This window comes from Planctomicrobium aquicomposti (assembly GCF_051466325.1).
GTDB lineage: Bacteria > Planctomycetota > Planctomycetia > Planctomycetales > Planctomycetaceae > Planctomicrobium.
The window spans coordinates 3966709-3993549 of record NZ_CP195792.1 but is presented as its reverse complement, the minus strand read 5'-3'; the positions used below and the strand labels follow the sequence as shown (position 1 = coordinate 3993549).

Below are 26841 nucleotides of genomic sequence, written 5' to 3'. Positions count from 1 at the left end.
CCCGCTCCGGCCTCGCCACCCTCACAGATTGTTAAAATCGCACCTCGTGATACAGCAGGTTTTTTTGATGAGTTCTGCGACGGAACCTGGACTTCGTAAGCTGGACCGGATTGATTCTTTGACTTCACTGCGTTTTTTCGCAGCGTTCGCAGTTGTCATTCTGCATTACTTTCACCTCTACGAAGAGCGAGAAGCTTCGGGAGCCGTGAGGAATTGGTTTTTGCAATGGACGCCGTTCCTTCGACACGGCGAATTGATGGTTGACTTCTTCTTCATCCTGAGCGGGTTTGTTCTGGCATTTGTCTACTCTAGCGCGGTTCAAAAGCAATCTCTGCAATATTTTGGATTTGTCAGAAAAAGATTTGCCAGAATCTATCCCCTCCACCTAGTCATGCTGCTGGCATTCATTGGAGTCTGGCTGGCAACATCCATGTTCTCAATTCGCTTCGAAAGGGCAGACGAATACACCTGGCCCAGAGCTCTTTACAACTTTCTGATGCTGCACTCAATGACTGGCCTCAAGCGAGGATTTAATGGCCCTTCATGGTCGATCAGCGCCGAATGGGTGGCCTATTTGCTCTTCCCTTTTGTGGCAGCTTTTTTTCTCAGTCGGCTTAGGTTGAGATCTGCTCTCCTTGTCGCCATTGGGTGGTTTTTGCTGGTCTACTTCCTGGTGTCAAAACCAGGGTACGCGATGACGGACAGAACTGGCGACGGAGGAGTCTTCAGAATTCTGGCCGAACTTCCCCTCGGAATTGTGGCCTTCCGAATTTACGCAATGAATCTTCAACTCCCCCGCCCGCAACTTTGGGTCGCAGGCAGCATCCTCTCCTTGACATTGTTGATGACCTTTGACGCCCCCACCTGGATGAGCGTGCTCGTGATTTCGACAATCGTTTTATTCTGTGCGTTAGCAGAAAGACAGAATTCCATTGCCTGGCTCCGGCACCCCTGGTTGGTCTACGGCGGAGAAATTTCCTATTCGATTTATATGGTCCATTCGTTTATCCAGACATTCCTGGGCGGCCTCAACAAGGCTTTGAAATTTCCAATGGACACAACGAATAGCGATCTCGTGTACCTTCTTGCTGGAGTACCACTTGTCCTGCTCGTTTCGCACTTTACGTATCGCTGGATTGAAGTACCCGCGCGGGATTGGATCCTCCGAAGAAAACCAGAGACGAGTTCTTCCACTGAAACGTCCGCGAAACAAGCTTCACCGGACGCACCGCTGGTCGCCTCGGAAACCTGATCTTCAGTCGTTTCCCAGCGAGATTGCGGACAATGAAGGCGCGAAATCGGCCGGTCCGCGAACTTGACCTTGCTGACGGAAGGGTTTTCACTTGATGTGTTTTGTCCCGACGTGATATCCCCGCAGATATTCCTGACAGGACTGGCACAATGTTCAACAACCAATGGCCCGCTCCGGGCTCCACCAACTGGCAGATGTCCGTCTTTACCGCCGGGGCACTGACAATTCTCGCGGTCACGCTCGCCGCGGCACTCGGACCGGAAGCCGCCACGCTCCTGATCAAATCCGCACTGATGCTCGTCTTCCTGGCGGGGGGAGGCGTCATTGGCCTGATCGTCACCCACCATATCTGCGAAACCCACCTGCCAGTCACCAGCGAGCAGGCCGAGTCGCCCGAGACACCCATCAGGGCACTGACTGCCTCATCGCAAAGCGATCCAACTCCTCAGCGGGGCTTTCTGGCACTCTTCGGCACATCTCCGCAGACGAGCGAGACACAACCCACAGGCCGCCGGGCTCGTCCCGCCGCCTGAACTCCACTGTAAAGGCCGGGAAGCTCTCTCCGGAGCAGGGTACTCTTCCGATGCGTCCGCAGCCAGCGCTTCGCCTGATGAAACGCTCGGTTCCTCGTGACGAGACCGGGCAACCCAAAGCCGTTCTGCTTGAGAGCAGGTTGCTCTTTCCAGTGCCCGCGCAGCAAGCTTTTGTGTGATGAAGTGCTCAGTTCCGCGTGGCAAAAACGGGTAGATCAAGAAGCAAAATGCTCTCGCTTTCAACCCGCCTCCTCGTGGACTCGGCATCACTACCACCGCGAAACCGACAGCTGCAACTCCTCCGGAGCAGAACGCCGCGGGGGTTGGCAAGTCGCAAACCACTCTCCCACAAAACAAAACCCGGTCGCCAGATCAGTCTGGCGCCGGGTTTAATTTCTTTGACTTGCAACGCAGGGAAGCTTCCCTGCAACAAGATCACGCTTCGGCGGTCGCCGCTGGAGCTTCGTCCTTGACCACTGCCGGAGCAGAACGGCGTCCCTTGACACGGTCGCGTTCGCCGACGAATTCGATCAGGGCCCGCTCACCGGCATCACCCAGACGGGGCTTCGGCAGACGCAGGATCCGGGTGTAGCCCCCATCGCGAGTCTCGAAGCGGGGGGCCAGATCGTCGAACAGAATTTCGACTGCCAGCTTGTCGCGGAGCAGGGCGAAGGCGCGGCGACGAGCATTCACCACGGGAGCCTGGGCTGCTGCCCACTTGCTCCAGCCTTCAGACTCGCGCCACTTCTTCCATTCGGCACTGTTCTTTTCAGCAGTCGTAAAGAGCTCCTGGGCACTGCGGGAGTGCTTCAGCGACCCCTTGGCCAGCGTGATGAGCTTCTCCACAAACGGACGGAGCTCCTTGGCCTTCGGCACGGTCGTGATGATACGACCAGCAACCTTCGGAGCCCCTTCGCTATCGCCGTCCGTGCGGACAGTCTTGATCAGACTGGCAGCCATGTTGCGAAACATAGCGTGACGGTGGCTGGCATTACGGCCGAGGATTCGGCCCTTGACACGATGTCGCATGGAAATCTCAATTCAACAAAAGATCGCAGGATGATCACGTGTGTCTGACAGAGATCGACTCCCCCGACACGGAATGCTCTGGCAACGACTACGGGGTGCGGGCCTGCTTCTTGGAACGCTCGGGAACTCGCATTCCCAGGCGCAGTCCGATTTCCCCGAGGCGCTCTCGCACTTCATACAGGGTCGTTTCGCCAAAGTTGCGAACCGTCAGCAGCTGGTCTTCCGTCCGACCGACGAGATCGCGAACGGAAGTGATTCCTTCGGATTCCAGACAGTTGGTCGCACGAACCGACAGGTTGAGCTCGGCCAGGCTCTGGTTGAGCTTGTCTTCCAGTTCAAGGTCGATCGGGGAATAGCCGGTTGCTTCCAGCATTCCCTTGAGACCCGCTTCCGGAGGAAGTTCCGGACCAGGTTCCTGGTAATTGATAAACGGATTCAGGTGCTTGCGGAGAATTTTGGCCGCTTCCACAAGAGCCATATCGGGCTTCACCGTACCGTCGGTCCAGATTTCCAACGTCAGCTTGTCGTAGTTGGTTCGCTGGCCGACGCGGGTGTCTTCCACCTTATAACGGACGCGAGTGACCGGGGAGAAAGCAGCGTCGAGGGGGATGATTCCCAGCTCGGGGCTCTTCTCGTAGGCTTCGGTTGCCGGAATGTAACCACGGCCGTTTTCCACCGTCAGTTCCATGCTGAGTGGCACGTCATCGGTCATGGTGGCGATGATCAGGTCTTTGTTGATCACTTCCACCTGATCGTCGGTAATGACGTCCGCACCGGTGACCACACCCCGCTCGTGGCGCTCAATCCGCAGTGTCTTGCTGGTGCTGCTGTAATTCTTCACAACCAGGGATTTCAGGTTCAGGCAGATGTCGGTCACATCTTCCACGACACCCGGAATCGTGGCGAATTCGTGCTGAATCCCGGCGATCTTCACGCGGGTCACAGCACTCCCTTCGAGGCTGGAGAGCAGAATACGTCGCAGACTGTTTGCAATCGTATGGCCGAAGCCGCGCTCAAACGGCTCGGCAACGAAGACACCATAGGTACCTGTCGCGGTCTCTTTGTTGGCAACAACTCGACTCGGAAGCTCAAGATTCCGCCAGCGGATTCTCACTGTGTCGTCTCCAATGACGAGGAAAAGATACTGTCGCAATGGCCAGTCAAACGGCAGCGGCAGCACACCGACCAATTCCCTGCAGCCGGCCGCTGCAGTGGAACAAATATTCAGTGGAACAAATACTTCTGACTCGCCTCGAACCTACACGCGGCGACGCTTGCGGGGGCGGCAACCGTTGTGCGGCAGCGGAGTCACATCTTCAATCGCCTTAATGGAAATTCCACCGATCTGCAAACCGGTGATGGCGCTCTCGCGTCCTGAACCAGGACCTTTCACGCGAATTTCCATTTCGCGAATGCCGAACTTACGAGCCCGGTCGGCACAGGTTTCGGCAGCCCGCTGCGCTGCGAACGGTGTGCTCTTGCGGGACCCCTTGAATCCTACCGTTCCAGCAGACGCCCAGCACAGGACGTCGCCGTTGGTATCTGCGATCGACACCACCGTATTATTGAACGTCGCCTTGATGTGCGCAATGCCGCGAGTCACGTTGCGACGAACCCGCTTCTTCTGCTTCGTTGTTACCGCCACTGACCAAACCTCATTCTGATTCTACCTGGAACAGGGGACCGGTCCGGCGAGCCACATGCCGTCACTACAAAGTCCGCCGCGTACCAATTTTCAACCGCAAACAGCGACAAGCCCCACCAGCCTCGCGTCACTTTTAGTGACGCATGTCCTTCACGCCCTTCTTACCGGCAACGGTCTTCTTCACACCCTTGCGAGTACGGGCATTGGACTGCGTATTCTGACCTCGAACGGGCAGACCGCGACGGTGGCGAATCCCACGGTAACACTGAATCGCCTTCAGGCGATTGATATGCTCAGCTGTCTGCCGGCGAAGCTGACCTTCAACCGTGTACTGACTATCGAGCAGAGAGTTGAGACGCTGCACATCGTCATCGCTCAATTCACGAGCGCGGCGGTGCGTCGGCAGATTCAACTGGCGACAAACCTCAATAGCACGATACGCGCCCACGCCATGCAGATAGGTCAGGGAAATATAAGTCGGCTTGTCGTTGGGAATATCGACACCCAGAACGCGGGGCATATCTTATCCTTGACGCTGCTTGTGACGGGGATTGGCGGAGCAAATGACGTAGTTCCGGCCTTTACGGCGGACCGTCTTGCAATGCTCGCAAATGCGCTTGACGCTCGAGCGAACCTTCATGAAACCTGCACTCCGCAAAAATTGCGACAGAAAGCGATCTACGCAAACACCGGCAGCCCCTTGGAGGGGATCTTCAGCCAGCTGCGAAATCGAAAGCGGAGCAGTATAAGCGAATTCTGCAGCATCACACAAGTTTCGCGAGCAGAAATTCCGAATTCGCTGCAACCTGTCTCGACGAATCGATTTTGGTTGTTCCCCGGGCGCGCATTGCACCGGCGGTCGACTCGTCCGGCCGCACTATTCCCGCACGACAACTTCTGAGCCGATCGTTAAGAGAGCAAAGAGGTTAGCCACGTCCGACTCACGCAGACAAAGACACCCCGCCGAACCCTTGAGCCCGATCGCCCCCGGTTCAATCGTGCCGTGCATGCCAATTCCCCGCAGGGTCCCCTCTGCGTTGTTCAGCGTCAGCCAATGTTCCCCCAGCGGATTGAGCGGATCGTCCGCCGCAACCACCCCTGACCGGCCGTAGTAGGTCGGGTTCGTGAGCTTTTCCGAGACGTGATAGGTCCCGGCACGCAAAACCGCATCCTCGCCCAATCCCATGGGAAGTTTGACCACATAGTACCCATGGGCATGGACCGTGAGCTCGAACCGGCCGAGATCCACAAGCACGCTAAAGGGCCCCTGAATTACCTTCAAGGACTGCCCGGGGCGGAGTCTGCCCGGATCAATCTGGTTCAGGCGAACGATGTAATCAACCGGGACGGAGTACTTTGCTGCAATTGTCTCCAGGCGGTCCCCGAAGCGGACCTTATGAGGTTCGAGGTAGTGGGGCTGTGGTTGGAAATAGATGCGCCGCGCCAGCAGATTCAGCCTCGAGGCGAGGCGGGGCCGTTGTGCGGGATATTGCCAATACCAGCCGGACAGCAGGCGATGCGCATCGACATCCTGTCCCCCATCGATCAGGCGGTCGACCTGTTCCATCGACAATTCATCGCCGACGGCAATCACTGGTAACGGTCCGGTTTCCGCCTGAACCGGGGCCGACTCCGGCATCCGCGGTTCCGTAGCACTGACCGTCTGGAGGGGTGGTGCGTCATGCAGAAGTTGTGGTTCCTCCTGCGGCGGAGGGAGGTCGATCTCCGGCTGCTGCAGTGGTGCTGCCGCAGCACTGCCGGGGGGAATTGGAGCATCCGTCCGGACATCGGTCAGCACCAGCGACTCAGCAATGGAAGCGGGCTCCGCTGCGGGGAGTTCTTCCGCCCCTTCTGGAGGCGGGGGCATCGGCTCATCGGTGATGACAGGAAGCACCCGGCGGTGATTCCCGGAGCTGAGCAGGTCGAATTTCCAGGCCGCTGCGGCGCCGGCGCTCAACAGGACCACAAACCAGAACTGGAAAGTCTGCAACGGATGACGTTGGGGCTGTGGTTCGAGCATGGGGGGGACCCTGTAAGAACTTCAACGGCACTTGAAAGTTTGTCCTCGGGCCGGCGAAAACTGCCGAAACTGGCCTACCTCACGAGGTTCACGGCAGAGGCCGGTTCGGCAGGAATGCTGAAGTAGGCATCCTCGTTCCCCAGAGGAGCCTGACGGTTCAACTTCCAGAGCTGGTGTGGAGCCAACCACTCAAACATCGTGCAACCACTTGTCAGCAAGCATGTTGCCACAAACAGTAAGCATATCCGGCGCATCGGAGTCCTTTCCGAAGGGGACCAAGAACTGACAGGGGAGCGAGAGGGGAACAGCGACGTTATCTCCCTCCCCCCACAGCCACAATGTCAATCTCCCGGAGAGACTGCAGCGGGTTCAGCGGGAACGGTCATACCGCCAGCAGGGGTTCCTCTGAACCGACACTCAAACCTCAGTTTTCCTAATGCCCGATCGCCCGGTTTTCGACAGCGGCGCGGGATGTGCTGGATTTGACAGTGGTTCGACGCCTGTTAAAACAGATAAAGTGGAGCGGTGCGCAACCGTATCCAGTCAGGACGACAAAAACTCCATTCTGGACCGTGCTATCGTGGGAGAATTTATGCCGCCGCTGACATTGCTCAAGCGAGCCCTGCTGCTGTCTGTGGTCCTTGCCGGACCGTCAATGCCCGCGACCTCGGAAGCGGGAATCATTCCCTGGACCTACAACGCAATCTTCGGCTACGGCCCGATTTTCGGCGGCGGATACTACGGTGGTTACGGGTACGGTGCCGCTCCCTACTACAACGCTGGCTACCCCTCAACGATCGGATACCCCGCCAGCCCCGGCACGATCAGTTCGTATTACGCCCCGTGGAACATGGGCTACGGCGGCTATGCTTATAGTGCCGGGTACGGGCCTGCCTGCGGATGCAATCCGTGTGGCTGCGATCCATGCGGTTCCGGCTGCAATGCCTGTGGAACCGGTGACTGTGCCACAGGGAACTGCCCGGGCGGAAACTGTGCAACCGGAAACTGCGGCGCTACCTATTCCCCGAGCACCACACCGGTTCCCGATCCGAACCTTTCCAAGCCTCGGCAGGAAGAAGAAATCACTCCCCGCCAGTCGCCACCGCGGACCTACGACAACAACCCGCCGGGCGACCAGTTTAACCGGGTGCCGACTTACGATCCCCAGCAGAATTGGCGGGGAAACGGAGCCGGGAACACGAATCCGGACAACAATGCCCGTCCGTTCACTCCGCTGGCCCCCGACAATCAGCGGTCGACCAACCCCATGGAGCCAAATGACCTGCGTCGGTTTGATCCCCCTGTCGCGCCGGTCAATCCGATGAACAACGCCCCGGTTAACCCGATCAATCCCATCAATCCGATGGGGAATCCGCCGGCCAATCCGAACGCCCCCGCCGGCAATCTCCTCCCCGACGAGGAGATCAATCCCTTCAATTCTCCAGCCAAGCCGAGCACCGAAGTTCAGCCTCTGGAGCTCGATTCCGCCCCGATCGCCAGCCTCAAGGCGCCTCGTGAGCGGTTGGTGACACAGGCCAGCTTCCGGGCTCCGTCGGTTGTCCGATTGCCCGTTGCTCCCCGTCCTGACCAGCAGCAGACGCAGGTCGCGCAGCACTGATTTGCCCGACTATGCTATGACACAAGCCGCCCGTTACCCGGGCGGCTTTTTGTTTGCGCGAACACGATTTCCAACCCCGTCCCGTTCCCGAGCCGCAACTGCGTCAACGTCATGAAGACCATCATTCTCCTCACCATTTCGAACGTGTTCATGACTTTTGCCTGGTATGGCCACCTGAAGCACAAGTCCGCACCGCTCTGGACCGTCATTCTGATCAGCTGGGGGATCGCCTTCTTCGAATACTGCTTTCAGGTCCCCGCCAACCGGATCGGCTCCGAGACCTTTACCGCTCCCCAGCTCAAGATCCTGCAGGAAGTCATCACGCTGACGGTGTTCGCCATTTTTTCCGCCACGTACCTGCAGCAGTCCCTGCGCTGGAACGACTGGCTGGCGTTTGGATTCATTCTCGCGGCCGTCGTCTGCACGTTTGTCGTCGGTCGCGTCCCGGCGACGTGAATGGAAGGCACGAGCCCGTCAAAGGATCGGCTCCCGCCAATTCGAATCCCCGTCCCACGGGAACCACGATCGTTGGCTGAGGAACGATCTGTCTGCTAAAACGTTGCACTGATCAACATATCGCAACAACTGTATGGCCGTGACGAGGCGCGAAACGCCCGCAAGCACAGCGAACAGGACGTGAAGGAAAGAAAATGAGTATGGCTATTCTCTCGGTGCATGGACGTCAGATTCTGGACAGCCGCGGCAACCCCACTGTGGAAGTGGATGTGGAGCTCGAAGACGGTGCCGTTGGCCGGGCAGCGGTTCCCAGCGGTGCCAGCACCGGGGCACACGAAGCCTGCGAACTCCGCGACGGCGACAAGAGCCTGTACCTGGGCAAGAGCGTTGCCAAGGCTGTCAACAACGTGAACGATGAACTCGACGCGCTGCTGTGCGGCATGGATTCGTTCGATCAGGCCGGCATCGACATGGCGATGCTCGACGCCGACGGGACCCCGAACAAGTCTCGTCTGGGTGCGAACGCGATTCTCGCCTGCTCGATGGCGGTCGCCCGCGCTTCCGCCGCTTCGTGCGGACTGCCGCTGTTCCGCTATCTTGGCGGGGCAGGGGCCTGCCGTCTCCCCGCTCCGATGATGAACATCATCAACGGGGGAGCCCACGCGAATAACGGCATCGACCTGCAGGAATTCATGGTCATGCCGCTCGGCTTCGAGAGCTTCAGTGATGCTCTCCGCTGCGGTGCCGAAGTGTTCCACAGCCTGAAGAAAGTGCTCCACGACAAGAAAATGAGCACCGCCGTCGGCGATGAAGGGGGCTTCGCTCCCGACCTCAAGAACAGCGAAGAAGCGATTCAGGTCATCCTCACCGCGATTGAAAAAGCGGGTTACACCCCCGGCGATCAGGTGAAAATCGCTCTCGACTGTGCCGCCACCGAATTCTACGACACCAAGTCCAAGATCTACACGGTCGAAGGTAAGACCTACGACGCCGCCGGCATGGCAGAACTGCTGGCCGGCTGGGCCGACAAGTACCCGATCTGCTCGATCGAAGATGGTTTCTCGGAAGATGACTGGGACGGTTGGAAGCTCCTGACCGATCGCCTCGGCGATCGCTGCCAGCTCGTCGGCGACGACCTGTTCGTGACCAACTCCAGCCGTCTGGCAGAAGGGATCGAAAAGGGCATCGCCAACAGCATTCTGGTGAAGGTCAACCAGATCGGAACCCTGACCGAAACGATGCAGGCTGTCGACCTCGCCTACAAGAACGGCTACACCGCCGTGATGAGCCATCGCTCGGGCGAAACCGAAGACACCACCATCGCCGACCTGGCTGTGGCTCTGGGAACCGGACAGATCAAGACCGGCTCCGCCAGCCGCACCGACCGGATCTGCAAGTACAACCAGCTGCTCCGGATTGAAGAAATCCTCGGCCGCGCAGCAGTTTACGGCGGAACGATCTCTTAAGGCGCAAGCGGGGGACACACCTCCGCTAAGTGTGTCTCTTGGCAGCGGCCGCGTCCTTTGGGATGCGGCCGTTGACGTTTCGACGGGCTGAAAACGCTCTTGGCGGATTTCCGGCTCAGGTCGTATGATTCCCCCCCTGATTGCCTTCTGTCATCTTGCCCGGAACGGATTCCGTGAAGATTCGTAACCGAACCCTGATTCGTCTGCTCGCACGCTGCCTGGCATCGATCAACCGCTGGCTGTTCTGGTCGTGCAAGGTTCACATCGTGGAAGAGGCGCCGCAAATTTCTCCGTACGCACCGACGGCGGAGCGCTACGTTTACTGCGTCTGGCATGACGGCATTCTGGGAGCCCTGTTCAGCGGCAAGGTCCACGGCATGGCGGCCCTTACGAGTCGACATGCCGATGGTGATTATGTCGCGGTGGTGATGCAGGCGATCGGCATTCGTCCGGTCCGCGGATCCCACAATCACGGCGGCGCCACGGCGATCAAACAGATGCTGGAAGGGGCTGCGAACGTCAATATCACCATCACACCGGATGGCCCGCGGGGGCCGCGACGTAAGCTGAAACCGGGAATCGTCTTTCTGGCCTCGCACTCCGGTCGCAAGATCGTGCCCGTTGCTATCTCGGCGGTGAAAGCCTGGAGGCCGCGTGGAAAATGGACCGATCTGCTGGTTCCTCTGCCGGGAACCACCGTCTATTCCGTCGGCGGCGAGCCGATGTTGATTCCGCCGGGGCTGAGCCGCGATCAGCTGGGCCCGTACTGTGAAGAGCTGCAGCGCCGGATGGACGAGTTGCAGCTCCGCGCCGACGCGATGGCCGGCAGTGTCGTTCCCTCCTCCGCAGCTTCCGAGGTCAAGGTCTCCAAGGCGGCCTGAGCGGTGTGGGCGTGAACCGGGACGCCCGCTCAGGAACTCATTTCAATTGAAATGACAATTGCCTCCACGATTTGACTGGCAACCGTCGGCAGAGGGCGTACTATCGAAAAAATGCCTGTCCAGTGGCCCACATTCCGGAGAGCATCATGGAGCTTGTTCCGGTCGTTGATCTGCAGCGTGGCCAGGTCGTCCGAGGGATGGCTGGCGAGCGCGATCTCTACCGCCCCAACCGCAGTCGGCTCCTGAATTCCAGTGAGCCGCTGGCGACAGCTGCGGCGCTCGTCAAGCAGTATGAACCGGGGTCGTTGTACGTGGCGGACCTTGACGGCATTGAGCAGGGGGAAGTCCAGAGCGAGCTGCTGGCGGATCTTGCGTCGCTCCCGGTGGAGCTGGTGGTCGATGCGGGTGTCGAAACCCTTGCCAAGGCACAGAAGCTGTTCGAGATGGGGGTCGCGCGAGTCGCGATCGCTCTCGAAACGTTGCCCGATCTGGATCTCGTCTGCCAGTTTACGCGGGAGTTCGGTGAGGAGCGGATTCTTTTCAGTCTCGACATGCGCGATGGCCAGCCGATCGGCGAATGTGCCGCCGGCATGCAGAGCATCGAAGTGGTCAGCCGGGTCGTGGAATGCGGCGTCCACCATCTGATCGTCCTGGACTTGGCCGGAATCGGCAAAAACCGGGGCGTGCCGACCGTGGCCTTCTGTCACAGTTTGAAGCGGCGGTGGCCGGAGATGATTCTCTGGACGGGAGGCGGGGTCCGCTCGCTCGCCGATATCCATACGCTCTCACTGGCCCGCCTCGACGGCGCGATGGTGGCGTCGGCCCTCCACGATGGAGGCATCACTCCCTCCGACTGGCGGGGATTCCAGTCACTGTCGGATGACGACATCCTGCGGGCGATCGACGCCTGACCTCCCGCGACTCCGGATGGTCCCTTCTCGCTGACGGCTGGTGGCAAACGGATGCCATTCTGGCCTACTCTACTCGCTGATTGCGGAACACATCCCGAGCCTGAGTTGAGGGGTCTGATGAGATTGCAGCCGAACACACACGCCCGAACCCCCGGCAGCCTCTGGCCGTCGGCGCTGGCACTCGGAATCTGTCTGATGGCGGGAAATTCGAGCCTGCCCGGCGCTGAACCGGCTCCGCCGGAGCGTCCCCGCCGCATCTACCTCGACGAGTTCCGACCGACCTCCGTTCTCAAGACTCCAGAGCACATCCTGACGCGGGCGAAGTATCCCTGCGTCAACGTGCATACCCATCCCGCCACCCTGACCCCTCAGGAAATCGACGAGATGGTCAAGGTCATGGACGAAGCCAACATCGCAGTCAGTGTCAGCCTCGACGGCCCCGCTGGCCCGAAGTTCGCCGGGCATCTGCACCAGTTGCATGATCGACATCCCGACCGGTTTGTGGTCTTCGTGCGGATGGATTACATCGGCCGCGGCGACCCCAGGCAGCCGCAGACGTGGGATGTCCATCAGCCGGGATTCGGACTCCGAATGGCCGACCAGTTGACCGAAGCGGTCCGGCAGGGGGCCAGTGGACTCAAGCTTCTCAAGGACCTCGGGCTCTACCTGAAAGATGCCGATGGCAAACTCCTCAAGCCGGATGACCCGCGGTTCGACCCGGTCTGGCAGCGGGCAGGGGAGTTGAAGGTTCCCGTCCTCTGGCACTGCGGTGATCCCCTCTCGTTCTTTAATCCCATCGACGAAAAGAACGAACGCTGGGAAGAACTCTATCGCCACCCGGAATGGAGTTTTCACGGGGAGCAGTTTCCCTCGCTGCAGGAGTTGATTGACGCGCGGAACCGAGTCATCGCCCGGCATCCCGACACCACGTTCATCTGTGCTCATATGGGCGACCTGCCGGAAGATCTGTTGCTGCTGGGAAAATATCTGGACCAGTATCCCAACATGAATGTGGAGATCGCCGCACGGGTGGCCGAACTGGGCCGTCAACCCTATACAGCCCGGCGATTCTTCCTGAAGTATGCGGACCGGATCCTGTTCGGAACCGATGGCATCCCCCCCATGACCGAGCTGATCCCGCACTTCCGCTTTCTGGAGACATGGGACGAATACTTCCCTTACGAAGACAATCCGTTCCCTCCGCAAGGGTTGTGGAACATCTACGGAATCGGCCTGCCGGACGATGTTCTCAAGAAGGTCTATCACGAGAATGCGGAGCGGATCATTCCGGGGGTCCGCAAAAAGGTTCAGGCCTATCAAGCCGCCCACCCTGAGCCCCCCGCTGCTCCGGACAAGAATTGAGCGCGAGGCCTCCCCGGTGCCCGGCCCCTAAGGGTGATGATCGTCATCGGGATGTCTACAATATTTCCACAGGTCAGCCTGCCCTGCAGACAACGTCGATTCCCCAGGATTTCCAGCATGTCACTCACCCACCTCTGCCGCCTTGGCGTCTGCCTGTTGCTGCTGTCAGGACTCGTTCTGGCAGGGGATCCGGAACGTCCCAAGGGAACTGTGGAGTGGAAACCTCTGATCGCCAAGGACTCCCTCAAGAACTGGAAGCTGTCCAGCTTTGGTGGCGATGGACGGATCACGGTGAAGGAGGGGGTCATGTCCCTGGGCGAGGGAAAGCCCCTGACCGGCGTCCATTGGCAGGGGCCGGCGTTTCCCAAAGCGAATTATGAGATTGCCCTGGAAGCCAAGCGGATCAAAGGGGCTGACTTCTTCCTGGGCCTGACATTTCCGGTGAAGGAAGAAAACTGCACGCTCGTCCTCGGTGGGTGGGGCGGGGGAGTGGTCGGATTGTCCAGCATCGACGGTTTCGACGCTTCGGAGAATGAGACTTCAGACTATGTCCGCTTCGAAGATGACCACTGGTACAAGGTGAAGCTGCAGGTGACTGACACCCACATTCTGGCCTGGCTCGACGACAAGCAGATCGCTGATGTCGACTACACGGAACGGACCATCGGCCTGCGGATCGAAATGGAACTCTGCAAGCCGCTCGGGCTGGCAACCTATCAGACGGAAGGTGCGGTTCGCGATCTGAAGTACCGCGAACTCACCCCTGAAAAAGCGAAGGAAAAGGCGAAACAGTGACGGAGCTTCCCCGGATTGAGGCAGTTGTTTTTGATCTCGATGGCCTGATGTTCAATACGGAGGATGTCTTTCATCTCACCGGCACCGAGCTGATGCGCCGCCGCGGCAAGCTCGCCACCCCCGAGCTGTTTCACAAGATGATGGGCCGCCGCGCCCACGAGGCCTTTCAGGCGATGATCGACCATATGGAACTGGCCGATACCATCGAGCTGCTGACAGTCGAATCGAGCGAAATCTTTGACGGTCTGCTCGACCACCATCTGGCCCCGATGCCGGGCCTGTTCGAACTGCTGCAGCACATTGAAGATCATCAACTGCCCAAAGCGGTCGCCACATCGTCCGACCGTGACTACGCCACGAAAATTCTCGACCGGTACGGATTGCTGCCCCGCTTTCAGGCTCTGCTGACTGCGGAAGATGTCAGCCACGGCAAGCCGCATCCGGAGATTTATCTCAAAGCGGCTCAACGGCTCGAGGTCGATCCGTCACGAATGCTGGTTCTGGAAGACAGCGAGAACGGCACCCGCGCAGCCGCAGCAGCCGGTGCCCATATTATTTCCGTGCCGCACGACCACAGCCGCCACCATGATTTCAGCGTGGCGAAGGGGGTCGCGCAGAGCTTGGGTGATCCCCGCATTCGGGAGTTGATTCGGCGATGAGCGAGCCTGCGAAGCCGCGAAGAGGTTTGATCCGACTCGGCATGCTGGGGCTGCTCCTGCTGGGAGGAGTGCTGGGACCGATCGCGGCCTTCCAGCGTCGACTCATCTATTTTCCCTCCCGAGGTCCCGTCACTCCTGATCAAGCCGGTTTGCCTGCCGACCAGATTCGGGAAGTCCGCATCCCCGGCGCAGAGGGACTGACGCTTCACGGCTGGCTCGCCACACCTGCGGGCACGTCGCTGGCACAGGCGAACCGGCTGGTCCTGCTGTTTCCCGGCAATGGGGGAAACCGGGCCAATCGGGCCGATGCGTTGAAGGTCTTCACCCAGCTCGGCTGTGCCTGCCTGATCTGCGACTATCGCGGCTATGGTGAGAATGCCGGGAGTCCTTCTGAAGCAGGAATCGCCCGCGATGCGGAGGCGATCTGGAACTACGCCTGTACGGAATTGGCTTTCTCCCCCGATCAGATTGTGATCTGCGGAGAGTCACTGGGAGGGGCCGTCGCCACGCGGCTCGCCAGCGATCTGTGCAAACGGGACGTTGTCCCCGGCGGGCTGATCATTTCCATGACGTTTACATCACTCGCCGACGCCGCAGCTGTGCACTACCCGTGGATCCCCGCCCGGGTGCTGCTCATCGACCGCTTTCCCTCGATTGAGCGGATTTCGGCGGTGACCTGCCCGCTCCTCTCCATTCACGGCACGGCCGACCCGGTTGTTCCTTACGAGTTGGGAGCACGCCTGTTCGCCGCGGCTCCGGATCGCTCCCGTAACGACATTCCCAAAACCTTTCTGACACTCCCCGACGTGGGCCACAATCTGGGTATCATTTCCAACGGACCGGTTCGCCAAGCGTATGAAGAGTTCTTCAATAGCCTGCCGATGCCCGTCAGGCCATAGACCGGTTGCGGCAAACTTTTCGCTGTCAGGCACCCGATCAGGCGCCAGTGCCTCCACCACCGGGGCCTGGCCTGTTGAGGTTCGTCCCGAATTGAAATCCGTCCCCCGCAGTACGACGTCGCTTCTCGGCGACTTCGCTCAGAAACGGTTCCATTCATGCCTGTTCCCGTGATCATCACGCTGACCCCCGACGTCGTCGGGAATGCCCTGCGGCACCTGAAGCGAGGCGATCCCATCCTGGGGCAAGTCATTCAGTCCGTAGGCCCATTCGCGCTGAAAAGGAACCGCGGGCGCTATGAATCGCTCCTGAGGGCCATCGTCTCACAACAGATTTCCGGTGCCGCTGCCCGCTCCATCTGGGCCAAACTCGAGACCGCTGCCGGCACAAAACGCCTGACTCCCGAGGTGATCCAGAGACTCCCGGACGAGTCACTTCGCGGAGCCGGAATCTCGCCCCAGAAACTGGGGTACGTCCGCGATCTGACCGAGCGCGTACAGAGCCGCAAGCTCCCGCTCCACAAACTCAGTCGCCAGCCGGACGAGACCGTGATCGAAGAGCTGGTCGCGGTGAAGGGGATCGGGGTCTGGACCGCGCAGATGTTCCTGATGTTTTCACTCGGTCGCCCGGATGTGCTGCCTCACGGAGATCTGGGAATCCAGGTGGCGCTGCAGCGTCTGTACGGTCTGCCGGACAAGCCCAAACGGGATGAGTGCGAGCGGCTCGCAGAACCGTGGCGGCCTTATGCGACAGTCGCCTCCTGGTATCTGTGGCGGAGTCTGGAATCAAAACCCCTTTCTCAATGACGCCTGACGTTTTCGGCAGGGGAACCTGATTCCCGGCGAAGCGGTTAGAGGAATCATCGCCCGCTCTGGCATGCGGCGAGAGTGGCAAAGGACCGTTGCGATTCCGGCCCACTTTGTGACGAGCTCGACTCGCTTTGCGAATTTTCACGCGGGGGCACGAGTGAAATTCCAAAGATTTTGGGGGGTTGACACGTTGCAGGTGCGACTTAACTTCAGGTTGGCGTTGCGAAAATGCCCCGTCGACCCACTTCGAAAGAGCAACTTGTCACCACAGGTTGGCCTCGGGAGGTCAGTGCAGCCTGTTTTTCCATGCATTCAGAGACAGACTCCGTGAAGGCAGAGAGGAAGGGGCATCACGGACAATGCCGTTAGATACATTTTACGTTATTCAACTGCCCGGAGAGCCAACGTCGTCCAACAGCAGCGTTCCTCTCTCCCTGATCTGGGAGACGCCAGCGACCACCCCGCGACGTGACTCTTCAACTCCAGCGCGCTCGAAAACGACCGGGGTGACCGTGGACATCAAAGATCAACAACCGTCGCCGACGTGGAGACTCCGCCTGTATGTGGACGGGGCGAACGCGGCCCTGAGCCATCTTCTGGAGCAGCTGCAGGACTGCAATGCGCAGCTGACAGAGCGGTTTGTCTTCGAGAGTGTCGATCTGCTGCGGACCGAGCAGTTGCTCCGGGGTGAAGAGATCGTGGCGATGACCACGTTGCTTCCCACTCTTCCCGAGCCGCTGCACGAGCCGATCGCCGAGTTTGCCCGGAGCGAGGGAACACTGGTCGGCCTGAGCCTCATCTCGCTGTCGTCACAGGGGGAGCGGTGATAATCCGAGCCTCCCTCGGACGGGGCAAGGCAGAGTCAAGCCCCTCTCAGTCACCGTAGAGGTTGACACGTTGAGAGGCCAGCACGCTGCGGAACTCGCTGCCTCACGTGTACAACTCTGCGAGACCGACCGTACGCTGAAAACGCCAATGCTCCCGCAGAGGCGTCGTTCGAGGAGCGCCCTCCCCGGGGCAAGCTGGATAAAGGGTCGACGACGGGACACGTGCGCTGCGTGCGTCCCCTTATTCCCACTCGATCGTGCTCGGGGGCTTGGAACTGATGTCGTAGACGACGCGGTTGACTCCCCGGACACTATTGATGATCCGGGTGGAGATCCGCTGCAGCATGTCATACGGGAGCTTCGACCAGTCCGCGGTCATGAAGTTATCGGTGTCGACCGATCGCAATGCGATCACATCTTCGTAGGTGCGGGCATCCCCCATCACCCCGACCGTCTGCAGCGGCAGCAGCACGGCAAAGGCCTGCTGCACTTTGCGGTAGTGACCGGTTTCGACCAGTTCTTCGATGAAGATGGCGTCCGCCTCGCGCAGGGTATCGAGCCGCTGCTGAGTGATCGCTCCAAGGCAGCGGACAGCCAGTCCGGGACCGGGGAACGGATGCCGCCAGATCAGCTGATCCGGCAGGCCCAGTTCTTTCCCCATCACGCGGACCTCATCCTTGAACAGCATGCGTAGCGGTTCGATCAATTCGAATCCGAGTTCTTCCGGCAGCCCGCCGACATTGTGGTGCGATTTAATCGTCGCTGCCGGTCCGTCCGGATTCGCCCCCGATTCGATCACGTCGGGGTAGAGCGTTCCCTGTGCGAGGAAGTGGGCATCGGCGATCCCGCGGGCCTCGTCCTTGAACACGTCAATAAAGATTTTGCCGATCAGCTTCCGCTTTTCCTGCGGGTCAGTGACTCCGGCCAGGGCATCCAGGAAGCGATCCCGGGCGTCGACGACATGCAGGTCGGTCTTGAAATGCTCACTGAATTCGTATTCAACCTGCTCACGCTCCCCTTTGCGGAGCATGCCGTTGTCGACAAAGATGCAGGTCAGCTGCTGGCCGATCGCCTTGTAGAGCAGGGCGGCGGTGACGGAAGAATCAACTCCGCCCGACAAGCCACAGATCACGCGGGACTGACCGACGCGGTGACGAATCTGCTCACATTCCTGATCGATGAAGGAGGAGATTTTCCACTTGCCGGCACAACCGCAGATATTCCGGATGAAGTTCCCCAGCAGGTGCTCGCCATGCTGCGTGTGCGTCACTTCCGGATGGAATTGCAAGCCGTAGATCTCGCGTTCGCGGTGCTTGATGACAGCGTTGGGGCAGTCGTTGGTTCTGCCGAGAACGACGAACTGTTCGTGCAGGTTCTCGACCCGGTCGCCGTGACTCATCCAGACGGTGAACGATTTGGGAAGTCCCTTGAACAGGGGGTTCTCGTTGTCACACTGCATCTCGGTGTGACCGAATTCGCGGGAGCGACCCGGCTTGACTTCACACCCCATCGCCCGGCAGGAAACCTGCATCCCGTAGCAAATGCCGAGGATCGGAATGCCGAGATCGAAAATCTCCGGATCGATCTGCGGTGCTCCGGCGGCATAACAGCTGGCCGGGCCTCCCGAGAGGATCAGACCTTTCGGTTTCAATTCGCGGATGCGGGCAGCCGTCAGGTCATGACGGACCAGCTGGCAGAAGACCTGTTGATCGCGAACCCGGCGAGCAATCAACTGTGCTGTCTGGGAACCGAAGTCGAGGACCAGAATGGTGTCTTGCTGAAGATCGGCCGAAGCGGAGAAAGCGGTCATCGTGCTCCTCGTGGTCAACGATGGACCATCCGGAAAAATGGGGAATCGGGCATTGTAACCCTCATTCGCCCGCATGCAACCGGGCTCCGGCTGTCAAGAATCGCCCTTCACATCAGCGGAAACCATTGCGTCAGCGATTCCCCCGAACCGTTGTTCACGGATCAGCCCGCAGCACCGTCAGACGTGGCGTCAGCGAAATCTGGTAATACGCCACGACCGTCCGCTTCTTCTTCGCCTTATCCTCAAGTTCCAGCGTGACCGGAATCCCTTCAAACGGACGGAGTTTCTGATCGGGATTGACCAGTTGGTAAGCGAGGAGATTCCAGCCGGAACGGAGATCATCATCCACAAACCGGACCCGGTCTGTGCCGCTCGTCAGACTTCGCGTGTCACGATTGCGCCAGGCATCGAGGCAGCGGAGCAGCAACTCCCGCGCGTGCTGATGATACGCTTCGGAGACCGGGTTCTCGTTCCGGCAGCCCCAGAGTGCTGTCAACGACAGGGTCGAGCTCACCACAAAGCGTCGACGATTCATCGGACAATCTCCTCACTGCAGCGGACAGGACCGCTCCCGTGTTCCGCAAGTGGGAACGGGTTGATCCAGGTCAGAAGGCCCCTTCGCCGACCACTTCGTTCCCTCCGACGGTCCCGATTGCCCGCCAGAGGAAGCCGTCCACGGAGGAGGAAATCATCCGGACGGCCCCATCGCCGAACAGACTCTGCACACCGCCGACGTGATGGCTGCGGGAGGTGATGGCTGCGAACGTCGGCCCTCCGATCCGTTCCCGATTGCTGTTGATATCAACATCCAGCCCCATCCCTGGTCCCCCTTTGGTCACTTTGTTCGGTGGCCAGGCAGTCGTGAACCCGTTGTGGTGAACCGCCATTTCCGCCCATTGAGTATGACCATTCTCAAAGAAGCTGCAGCCGGCCGCACTGTATTCCGGGGCCACGTCGAGATAGTTCGCCGTCGGCGGGGGAACCGAATGCGGATCATTGATCAACGAGAGGGGACCACAATCGCGCACGTAGGGTTGATTGTTCTTCACTTCCGACATCAGCAGCGTGTTGCTCGTGCCGTCGGTAAAGTCGGCCCAGCGACGGCTGATGTTGACACCAAACGCGGAACGCGTGGGGGGCGAGTCGTTATCGAGGCCATTCCAGACGTACCAGTCTCCCATGCAGAAGGCGTAGTTCACGCCCCCCACCTTGCCGAACGTGGCGTGGTCCGCTACTTCCCGAAACGGCTCGCTCGGACACAGAAACAGGTCGATCACGCGGCCGGAAGCCTCCTTGTTCATCGTCTGTCCGTATTCCGCAGAGGTGTCCAGACCGGCGTACACGGTCCCCTGATCGACGAAGGGAAGTATCCGGGCATGCGGACCGAGATAATTGGTCCCGATCTTGCCGTCACTCTTCCTGTAGACAATGGACGACATCGGCAAGGCTTTGTGGGTGGACTCGTAGTTGTGGAGTGCCAATCCCAGCTGCTTCAGACGGTTCTTGCAGTCCGCCCGACGGGCTGCCTCCCGGGCCTGCTGCACCGCCGGCAGCAGCAGTGCGATGAGGACCGCCAGGATCGCAATCACCACCAGCAGTTCAATCAGTGTAAAGCCCCTGCGTCGCATGCCGCACCTCCTTCGATTGCAGGTCTCCTCAGCCTTCCGCGGCTGGAGTTACTTCACGGGGACATGCTGCGGATACTCCCAGCGTCCTTTGTGATCGCGGACCCAGTCGAAATAGAACCGGATTCCGCGGTCATGCACGCCGGTCCCGTAGCCCCCCATTTCCGCGTGCGGTGCAGAGCCGCTCTGATTGCTGATGCCCTGCAGATAGGCGGCATGAAACAGCATCACCGCATGTGGGGCGGCGAGGTAACGTTCGCAGTTGTCCCGAACTGACTGGACCGCCCCGGGATTGAAAATTCCATCGTAGGAGTACTGGTCCTCCCGGAAGGTCTCCACGTTGACCACAAATCCGTCGGGGGGGATCTCCATATCTTTCTGAATGATGTGGATGTCCATGCCCGGATAGCGACTGCCGGTGGTGGAGTCGTGATCGGGACAGATGCCAACCTCAATGTCCGGGGCGACCGCTTTGAACCATTGAGTCAGCTTCGCCTTTTTGGCTTCTCCATCCGGCTCGCGGAAGATCGGATGATCGATCCGCTCCGGATGGCTGAACTCGTGCATCAGGTCGACGAACACGTTTTTCAGCTGCCGGTCTATCAGAAACTTCGCTGTGTTCTCCATCGCATTCTGGATGGCGGCCTCGTCGTAGAAGTCCTGATCCTTGCGGGGACTGCACAGGCCGACCATGACCACCATCCCCCGTTTGTCCGCCTCGCGGATCAGACGTTCCATCCGGTCCGCGATGAAGGGTTTAATCGCCCCGTCCCGCGTGAAGCCGTTGATTCCAGCTTCAGGGTTGGGGACGCCGCCGTTGCTTCCCTGGATGTAGAATCCAATCAGGTTGATCCCGTGAGCCGCCATATTGTCGAGTGCGTGAATGTGCCTCTCGGTGACTGCTTGGCTGTACAGCGCGTTGCCACAGCGCAGGCCCCACAGATCGACTTCGTGCCCTCCCAGCCACGGTCGATTGTTTCGTACTTCGAATTCTTTGGTGGGGGTCCGTTCCTCAGCCAGGAGGACTGATCCTGTCACCAGCCCCCATGCACACGCTGCCCAGCAGAAAAATTGCGAAATTTGCATGCCTTGCCACTGCTCCCTTCGGTGCCCGCCCAATTGGTCCCCAGAACCCGACACGCCCATGAGCCCGTGAAGGTGTCACTGAATACGCCAGAACGTCAGGTCAGTGTGGGCGATTCCTGCCAATATTTCCACAGGCGGCGGGGAGGAAGCCCTGCTGTTCCCCGGTTCGACAGCAATTTCCATCCCTGGCCAGCATCCCCAGTGGAAAGGGCCGGTCGCGACAGAATCGACTCTGGCCGGGCCCCCGAAACCTGCAGGCTGCATAGACGCTTGGTTCGGAGATGGTACGATGTGTCATTGACATTTGCGTTTGTCCATCGAATTGCCGCCATTTGAGCGGAAGGGATGTCTGTCTCATGAATTATGTGCTTCCCGAACTGGGCCTGAACCCTTCCTCAACTGCCGCAGGAACCACTCCCGGTAGTTTCGCCCGCAAACCGAATCTGGCCCCCGGCGTCGAAGGCCGGCTGACCTTCTCCTCTCCGGATACTCCGGGGATGCCCGCTCCCTCGGACAAGACCGCCTGGGATTTCCTCCCGGAGAACTGGAGCACCACCGAAAATCCGGCCGCCACCGTCGGCCAGCAACGGGGCGACGTCGACACCTACACCTTCGCGCAGTCCAACGGCGTGCTGCGAACGGTCGTCTGTCCCGCCGGCTTTGAGCCGCTCACCCAGCTCGAGTCAGCCCGGTTGGGAATCGTCACGCCGCAGATGGCGCGGGTCGCTAAACGGGAAGGGCATCTCACGCCGGAAATGGTCCGGGATGAAGTCGCCGCGGGCCGCATGGTTATTCCCGCGAATAAAGTGCATCTCGGCTATCAGCTCGACCCGATGGCGATCGGCCGGGCCTCCAAGACCAAGATCAACGCCAACATGGGGGCCTCTCCCGTCTCTTCCGGCACGGATGACGAAGTCGTCAAGCTGAAGTGGGCCGAACGCTGGGGGGCCGACACGGTGATGGACCTCTCCACCGGCGGCAACCTCGATGAATGCCGGGCGGCCATCATTCAGAACAGCACAGTTCCGATCGGCACCGTCCCCATCTATTCGATGATCATCGGCCGCAAGCTGTACGACCTGAATGCCGAAGTGATTCTGGAGTCCTTGCGGCATCAGGCGGCTCAGGGGGTGGACTATTTCACCATTCATGCCGGAGTGCTGCGTGAGCACCTGCCGTACGTCAAGGAGCGGCTGATCGGCATCGTCTCCCGCGGGGGGTCGCTCCTCGCCAAGTGGATGATCGACCACAACGATCAGAACCCGATGTATACGAATTGGGAAGCGATCTGCGACGTCATGCGGGAATACGACGTCACCTTCTCCATCGGTGACGGCCTGCGTCCCGGTGGACTGGCCGATGCCACCGACCGCGCGCAGCTTTCCGAACTCAGCACGCTCGGTGAACTGACCGAACGGGCTTGGCGAAAGGGGGTCCAGGTGATGATCGAAGGGCCCGGGCACGTGCCGTTCGACCAGATCGAATACAACATGAAGCTGCAGCGGACCCTGTGCCACGGGGCACCGTTTTATGTGCTCGGTCCGCTGGTGACCGACATCTTCCCCGGCTATGACCACATCACCAGTTGCATCGGGGCGACCGCCGCCGGGTACCACGGCGCCAGCATGCTGTGTTATGTCACTCCGAAGGAACACCTCGGTCTTCCCAAGAAAGATGACGTCAAGCAGGGGTGCATCGCCTACAAGATCGCCGCTCACGCCGCCGACGTGGCCCTGGGAATTCCCGGAACTCGCGATCGTGATGATGAACTGACGAAGGCTCGCGCTGCCCTGAACTGGGAAAAACACTTCGAGCTCAGTTTCGACCCCGATACGGCCCGGGCCTATCACGATGAAGACCTCGACGTTGACACCGACTTCTGCGCGATGTGCGGTCACGACTGGTGCAGTGTCCGGATCAGCAAGGAGATCGTGGAGTTCGCCTCCGGAAAGGAAGGGGACTACCAGTGGAACCGGGCCAAGGTCTCGGCCGCATTGAGTGCCGAACAGCGGGAGATTCTCGAAAAGCGCGGGGTGCTCTCGCCGGATGAGATTCACAAGCTCGCCAGTAAGACGAAAAAGGCGGTCGGGGCCGATGCCGGCAAGGCCAACTGCCACAGCGACTACAGGGACTCGCAGTCCGCCCAGCAGCTGCAGGAGAACCTGACGCTGGTTGAACTGAAAACCCGCTAAAGCAGGTGGCTCTTTCCGGTGCCCGCGCAGCAAGCGTTTCGTCTGGAGAAATGCTGAGTTCCGCGTGGCGAGGGGGGCAATCAAAAGTCAAAAACGCTCAAAGCCCGGGTCTGGCGGAGTCGGGGAGCGGCAACAGGCAAATTGATCAGGACGTGCGATGGCTGCATCGCGCGTCCTGTTTTGTTTTCAGGACAGGGCCTTCCCACTGGCTTCGCGGCTGCGGTCCACACCCTGCTGCCAACAGGAAATGGCCTCGCTCTTTGCCGGGTCCGACCGCTGAGCCCCCGCACGAGGCCCGCAGCCTCGTCTCTCCGCGACTACAGAAACCTCGCATGCGATTCAACCGCCATTACTTCAAAAATAATGGATACGAAAAAGTTCTTCGGCGCCGCCCGATCGCCGTTGAGAGCCGCCATCGGGACCGTCACGCTGGGAGGCCCGGGAACGGTTTCCCGGGATGATTTGGGACGGCGAGCCGCCGGGGAATGGATTCACATCCCATCCGACAGGCAGCAGTCGGCCACAGTTTGAAGGAACGAAAGGCTGTATGATGAAGTTGAGACTTTTGGCGCTCCTCTGTTCGGTTCTGTTTCTGGGAGCCACCACGTCACCACCGCTGGGACAGAATCCACGGATTCAGGAAATGTATTCCGCCAGCTGCCGCTTCCGGGCTCAGGCAGGGATGCCGACCCAGGTTCTGGATGAAGAACTCTGCAAGATCGCTCAGCGGTGGGCCAACACGATGGCCGCCCAGAACTCCATGTATCACGGCGGCGGCGAGCAGGTGATCGGTCGTGGATATGCCAACGGCACTGCCTGCGTGCAGGGCTGGATCAATTCCCCCGGACACCGGGCCTTTGTGATGGGTGGCAGTACCCGCGTCGGCTTCGGTTGCCAGCGGGCCGCCAACGGACAGTGGTTCTATGCTGGGGTGTATCGCTAACGTGCCATTGTTATGATGGCGGACTGATCGTAACAGAATGAGATGGGTGAGCCGCCCGCAGGCGAACAGGCCGCGCTCCGTCGCGGATGTTCATGAGAGTCCTGAACGGGCGAGCCACCCGCTCTCTGCTCCAACCGATTCTCCTTCCCGCCGACTTTCCGCAAGGAATCCCAAGTATGCGATGGCTGCTGACTGTCTGTTTGATCTGCCTGGCCGTGGAATGCCCCGCAGAAGACTACATTCGCGACCTTCAGGAACAGGCCATCGGGAAGAACAAGGCCGAGTTCGGCCACTGGGGATGGGACCCCGAAAACTATCTTGCCTGGTCAACCCATTCCAACCGCCTGATTCCGGTTTATACCTTCGGCACGCTGGGTGCCGGGCAGGGGATCGACCTCACCAGCTACACCGGCCCCAACAGTCCCTATCGCAATCCCGCAGCTCTCAAGAAGCTCTACGGTCAGGTCCCCGTCGGAACCCTGAATCCAAACGCCGAGTATCTCGACCAGACCAACGTGTTCGACATTCAGCGGGCCGCTCTGGCCGCTGGCAAGAAACACATCATTCTCGTGGTGTTCGACGGCACCGACTGGTTTACCACCTGGGCGGCCACCATTCATAAAAATCAGCGGATCGCCTTTGACTCCGGCCGGGGGGAAGGGCTGCATTTCATGGATTACACAGCCCGCGGCACCACCCAATACGGCTATATGGTGACCAGTCCCTGGATCAACGATGCCGTCGTCGACATCAACAAGCAGACCGCCAGCCCCTCCGAAGAAGGAACGCGCGGCGGCTATGCCTTCGAAATTGCCGGATCGTTCCCCTGGAGCCGGCCGACAGACCTCAAATACCTGATCGGAAAAGCCGAATCCAAGGAATTTCGCCAGCCGTACACCGACTCCTCGAGTTCGGCAACCAGCATGACGACCGGCATTAAAACGTTTAACGCGTCGGTCAATGTCGACATTCACGGGGGGCAGGTCGACACGATCGCCCACCTGGCGCAGCGTCAGGGATACCGCATCGGCGTGGTGACCAGCGTCCCCATCAGCCATGCCACTCCCGCCTCCGCTTACGGACACAACGTCGAACGGGATGATTATCAGGATCTGACCCGCGATCTGCTGGGGCTCACGTCGATCAGCCACCCGAAAAAACCGCTCCCCGGCGTCGACCTGCTGATCGGCTGCGGCTGGGGAGTGAACGCCGCCAAAAGCAAACAGCAGGGGGAAAATTTTATTCCGGGCAATCTGTACCTGACCGCGGAAACACTGCAGCAGGCTGACGTTCGCAGCGGTGGGAAGTATGTCGTGGCCACGCGTGAACCGGGTGTCAGCGGCGCGGAACAGCTGCGGGTCAAGGCGGCCGAAGCCCGGCAAGCCAATCAGCGACTCTTTGGCTTCTTCGGAGCCAGCGGAACCAAAGGACATCTGCCGTTTCAAACGGCAGACGGCAATTTCAATCCCGCGCCGGGCAAGTCCCGCAAGGCGGAGAGCTACACGCCAGAAGACCTGCTGGAAAATCCGGTCCTGGCCGAGATGGCGACGACGGCCCTCGATTATCTGGGTGCCGATGACGCTCCCTTTTGGATGATGTTGGAAGCGGGTGACGTTGATTGGGCGAATCACGACAACAACATCGACAATTCCATCGGCGCTGTTTTCAGCGGCGATGCAGCTGTGCGAGCGGTCACCGACTGGGTCGAGAAGCACAGTTCCTGGGACGAAACCGTCATGATTGTGACGGCCGACCACGGGCATTACCTGGTTTTTGAAAAGCCGGAACTCCTGATCACACCTCAAGCTGTGACGAGCAAATAGCACTCATCCAGAGACCTTTCGCGCTGGACTGCTGCGGCCCGCAGGAAAAGGTGGGCATTGCGCCGCCCTGAAAGGGATGGAGAGGACGATTCTCCCATTGCTGCTTTGCGACCCGGGCAATTCTCCGTCACAATGCCCCCGCTGGCGAAAATTTTTCGCAAGTTCTGGAGAAGCTTCTCGTTACAATATTGGTACCGCAGGG

27 protein-coding genes are annotated in these 26841 nt (G+C 59.7%); 16 read left to right on the top strand and 11 right to left on the bottom strand.

Annotation, left to right across the window (positions count from 1 at the left end; all coding sequences use genetic code 11):
- The first annotated feature begins 67 nt into the window (after positions 1-67).
- Entirely contained in the window at positions 68-1252 is a 1185-nt protein-coding gene (locus tag SH664x_RS15445; RefSeq protein ID WP_437202397.1) for an acyltransferase family protein, read from the top strand.
- Positions 1253-1401: 149 nt separating this feature from the next.
- On the top strand, positions 1402-1785 hold the full coding sequence (locus tag SH664x_RS15440; protein ID WP_437202395.1) for a hypothetical protein: 384 nt from the start codon (positions 1402-1404) through the stop codon (positions 1783-1785).
- A gap of 435 nt (positions 1786-2220) precedes the next feature.
- Here SH664x_RS15440 and SH664x_RS15435 read toward each other — a convergent pair whose 3' ends face one another.
- From SH664x_RS15435 to SH664x_RS15405, 7 genes are all read right to left on the bottom strand, one after another.
- Entirely contained in the window at positions 2221-2814 is a 594-nt protein-coding gene (locus tag SH664x_RS15435; protein ID WP_437202393.1) for a bL17 family ribosomal protein, read from the bottom strand.
- Between the two features lie 88 nt (positions 2815-2902).
- The gene (locus tag SH664x_RS15430) at positions 2903-3928 is read right to left on the bottom strand and encodes a DNA-directed RNA polymerase subunit alpha (protein ID WP_437207241.1); all 1026 of its coding nucleotides are present in this window, start codon (positions 3926-3928) and stop codon (positions 2903-2905) included.
- 144 nt (positions 3929-4072) lie between these two features.
- Entirely contained in the window at positions 4073-4459 is a 387-nt protein-coding gene (gene rpsK, locus SH664x_RS15425; RefSeq protein WP_437202392.1) for a 30S ribosomal protein S11, read from the bottom strand.
- A 133-nt stretch (positions 4460-4592) separates the two neighbouring features.
- Positions 4593-4979, bottom strand: coding sequence for a 30S ribosomal protein S13 (rpsM, locus tag SH664x_RS15420; protein WP_437202390.1), 387 nt, complete (start codon positions 4977-4979; stop codon positions 4593-4595).
- 3 nt (positions 4980-4982) lie between these two features.
- Positions 4983-5099, bottom strand: a complete 117-nt coding sequence (gene rpmJ, locus SH664x_RS15415; protein ID WP_092051845.1) for a 50S ribosomal protein L36 — start codon at positions 5097-5099, stop codon at positions 4983-4985.
- 237 nt (positions 5100-5336) lie between these two features.
- Complete coding sequence (locus tag SH664x_RS15410; protein WP_437202389.1) at positions 5337-6479, bottom strand: L,D-transpeptidase family protein; 1143 nt, start codon at positions 6477-6479, stop codon at positions 5337-5339.
- Between the two features lie 74 nt (positions 6480-6553).
- Positions 6554-6676 carry a hypothetical protein gene (locus SH664x_RS15405; protein ID WP_437202387.1) on the bottom strand — a complete coding sequence of 41 codons (123 nt, stop codon included), beginning with the start codon at positions 6674-6676 and terminating at the stop codon, positions 6554-6556.
- Positions 6677-7059: 383 nt separating this feature from the next.
- On the opposite strand from SH664x_RS15405, the gene SH664x_RS15400 reads away from it, so the two are divergent.
- The 11 genes from SH664x_RS15400 (at position 7060) to SH664x_RS15350 (ending at position 17160) form a co-directional block, all read left to right on the top strand.
- Positions 7060-8097 (top strand): hypothetical protein, encoded by a 1038-nt coding sequence (locus tag SH664x_RS15400; protein ID WP_437202385.1) that lies wholly within the window; start codon positions 7060-7062, stop codon positions 8095-8097.
- 111 nt (positions 8098-8208) lie between these two features.
- Positions 8209-8553 carry a DMT family protein gene (locus SH664x_RS15395; RefSeq protein WP_437202384.1) on the top strand — a complete coding sequence of 115 codons (345 nt, stop codon included), beginning with the start codon at positions 8209-8211 and terminating at the stop codon, positions 8551-8553.
- Between the two features lie 194 nt (positions 8554-8747).
- Positions 8748-10019 carry a phosphopyruvate hydratase gene (gene eno / locus SH664x_RS15390; protein ID WP_437202382.1) on the top strand — a complete coding sequence of 424 codons (1272 nt, stop codon included), beginning with the start codon at positions 8748-8750 and terminating at the stop codon, positions 10017-10019.
- A gap of 173 nt (positions 10020-10192) precedes the next feature.
- The gene (locus tag SH664x_RS15385; protein ID WP_437202380.1) at positions 10193-10900 is read left to right on the top strand and encodes a lysophospholipid acyltransferase family protein; all 708 of its coding nucleotides are present in this window, start codon (positions 10193-10195) and stop codon (positions 10898-10900) included.
- 146 nt (positions 10901-11046) lie between these two features.
- Positions 11047-11811, top strand: coding sequence for a HisA/HisF-related TIM barrel protein (locus tag SH664x_RS15380; RefSeq protein WP_437202379.1), 765 nt, complete (start codon positions 11047-11049; stop codon positions 11809-11811).
- Between the two features lie 117 nt (positions 11812-11928).
- Positions 11929-13173: an amidohydrolase family protein gene (locus tag SH664x_RS15375; protein WP_437202377.1), complete on the top strand. Its 1245-nt coding sequence runs from the start codon at positions 11929-11931 to the stop codon at positions 13171-13173.
- Positions 13174-13290: 117 nt separating this feature from the next.
- Positions 13291-13968 (top strand): family 16 glycoside hydrolase, encoded by a 678-nt coding sequence (locus SH664x_RS15370; RefSeq protein ID WP_437202375.1) that lies wholly within the window; start codon positions 13291-13293, stop codon positions 13966-13968.
- A complete protein-coding gene (locus SH664x_RS15365; protein WP_437202373.1) occupies positions 13965-14627 on the top strand; it encodes an HAD family hydrolase in 663 nt (220 codons plus the stop codon). The genes SH664x_RS15370 and SH664x_RS15365 overlap by 4 nt, the downstream gene beginning before the upstream one ends.
- Positions 14624-15526 (top strand): alpha/beta hydrolase, encoded by a 903-nt coding sequence (locus SH664x_RS15360; RefSeq protein WP_437202372.1) that lies wholly within the window; start codon positions 14624-14626, stop codon positions 15524-15526. Before SH664x_RS15365 ends, SH664x_RS15360 begins: the two co-directional genes overlap by 4 nt.
- A 156-nt stretch (positions 15527-15682) precedes the next feature.
- A complete protein-coding gene (locus SH664x_RS15355) occupies positions 15683-16330 on the top strand; it encodes a DNA-3-methyladenine glycosylase family protein (protein WP_437202370.1) in 648 nt (215 codons plus the stop codon).
- A gap of 362 nt (positions 16331-16692) precedes the next feature.
- On the top strand, positions 16693-17160 hold the full coding sequence (locus tag SH664x_RS15350) for a hypothetical protein (protein WP_437202368.1): 468 nt from the start codon (positions 16693-16695) through the stop codon (positions 17158-17160).
- Positions 17161-17401: 241 nt separating this feature from the next.
- Here SH664x_RS15350 and guaA read toward each other — a convergent pair whose 3' ends face one another.
- From guaA to SH664x_RS15330, 4 genes are all read right to left on the bottom strand, one after another.
- Positions 17402-18970 (bottom strand): glutamine-hydrolyzing GMP synthase, encoded by a 1569-nt coding sequence (guaA, locus tag SH664x_RS15345; RefSeq protein ID WP_437202366.1) that lies wholly within the window; start codon positions 18968-18970, stop codon positions 17402-17404.
- Between the two features lie 154 nt (positions 18971-19124).
- Positions 19125-19505 (bottom strand): hypothetical protein, encoded by a 381-nt coding sequence (locus SH664x_RS15340; protein ID WP_437202365.1) that lies wholly within the window; start codon positions 19503-19505, stop codon positions 19125-19127.
- Positions 19506-19575: 70 nt separating this feature from the next.
- Complete coding sequence (locus SH664x_RS15335; protein ID WP_437202363.1) at positions 19576-20598, bottom strand: DUF1559 domain-containing protein; 1023 nt, start codon at positions 20596-20598, stop codon at positions 19576-19578.
- A gap of 48 nt (positions 20599-20646) precedes the next feature.
- Positions 20647-21681: a hypothetical protein gene (locus SH664x_RS15330; RefSeq protein WP_437202362.1), complete on the bottom strand. Its 1035-nt coding sequence runs from the start codon at positions 21679-21681 to the stop codon at positions 20647-20649.
- 356 nt (positions 21682-22037) lie between these two features.
- Here SH664x_RS15330 and thiC point away from each other — a divergent pair, with 356 nt between their 5' ends.
- The 3 genes from thiC (at position 22038) to SH664x_RS15315 (ending at position 26639) form a co-directional block, all read left to right on the top strand.
- Positions 22038-23873, top strand: a complete 1836-nt coding sequence (gene thiC / locus SH664x_RS15325) for a phosphomethylpyrimidine synthase ThiC (protein WP_437202360.1) — start codon at positions 22038-22040, stop codon at positions 23871-23873.
- Positions 23874-24420: 547 nt separating this feature from the next.
- Positions 24421-24816 carry a CAP domain-containing protein gene (locus tag SH664x_RS15320; RefSeq protein WP_437202359.1) on the top strand — a complete coding sequence of 132 codons (396 nt, stop codon included), beginning with the start codon at positions 24421-24423 and terminating at the stop codon, positions 24814-24816.
- Between the two features lie 176 nt (positions 24817-24992).
- Positions 24993-26639 carry an alkaline phosphatase gene (locus SH664x_RS15315; RefSeq protein WP_437202357.1) on the top strand — a complete coding sequence of 549 codons (1647 nt, stop codon included), beginning with the start codon at positions 24993-24995 and terminating at the stop codon, positions 26637-26639.
- The last annotated feature ends 202 nt before the right edge of the window (positions 26640-26841 follow it).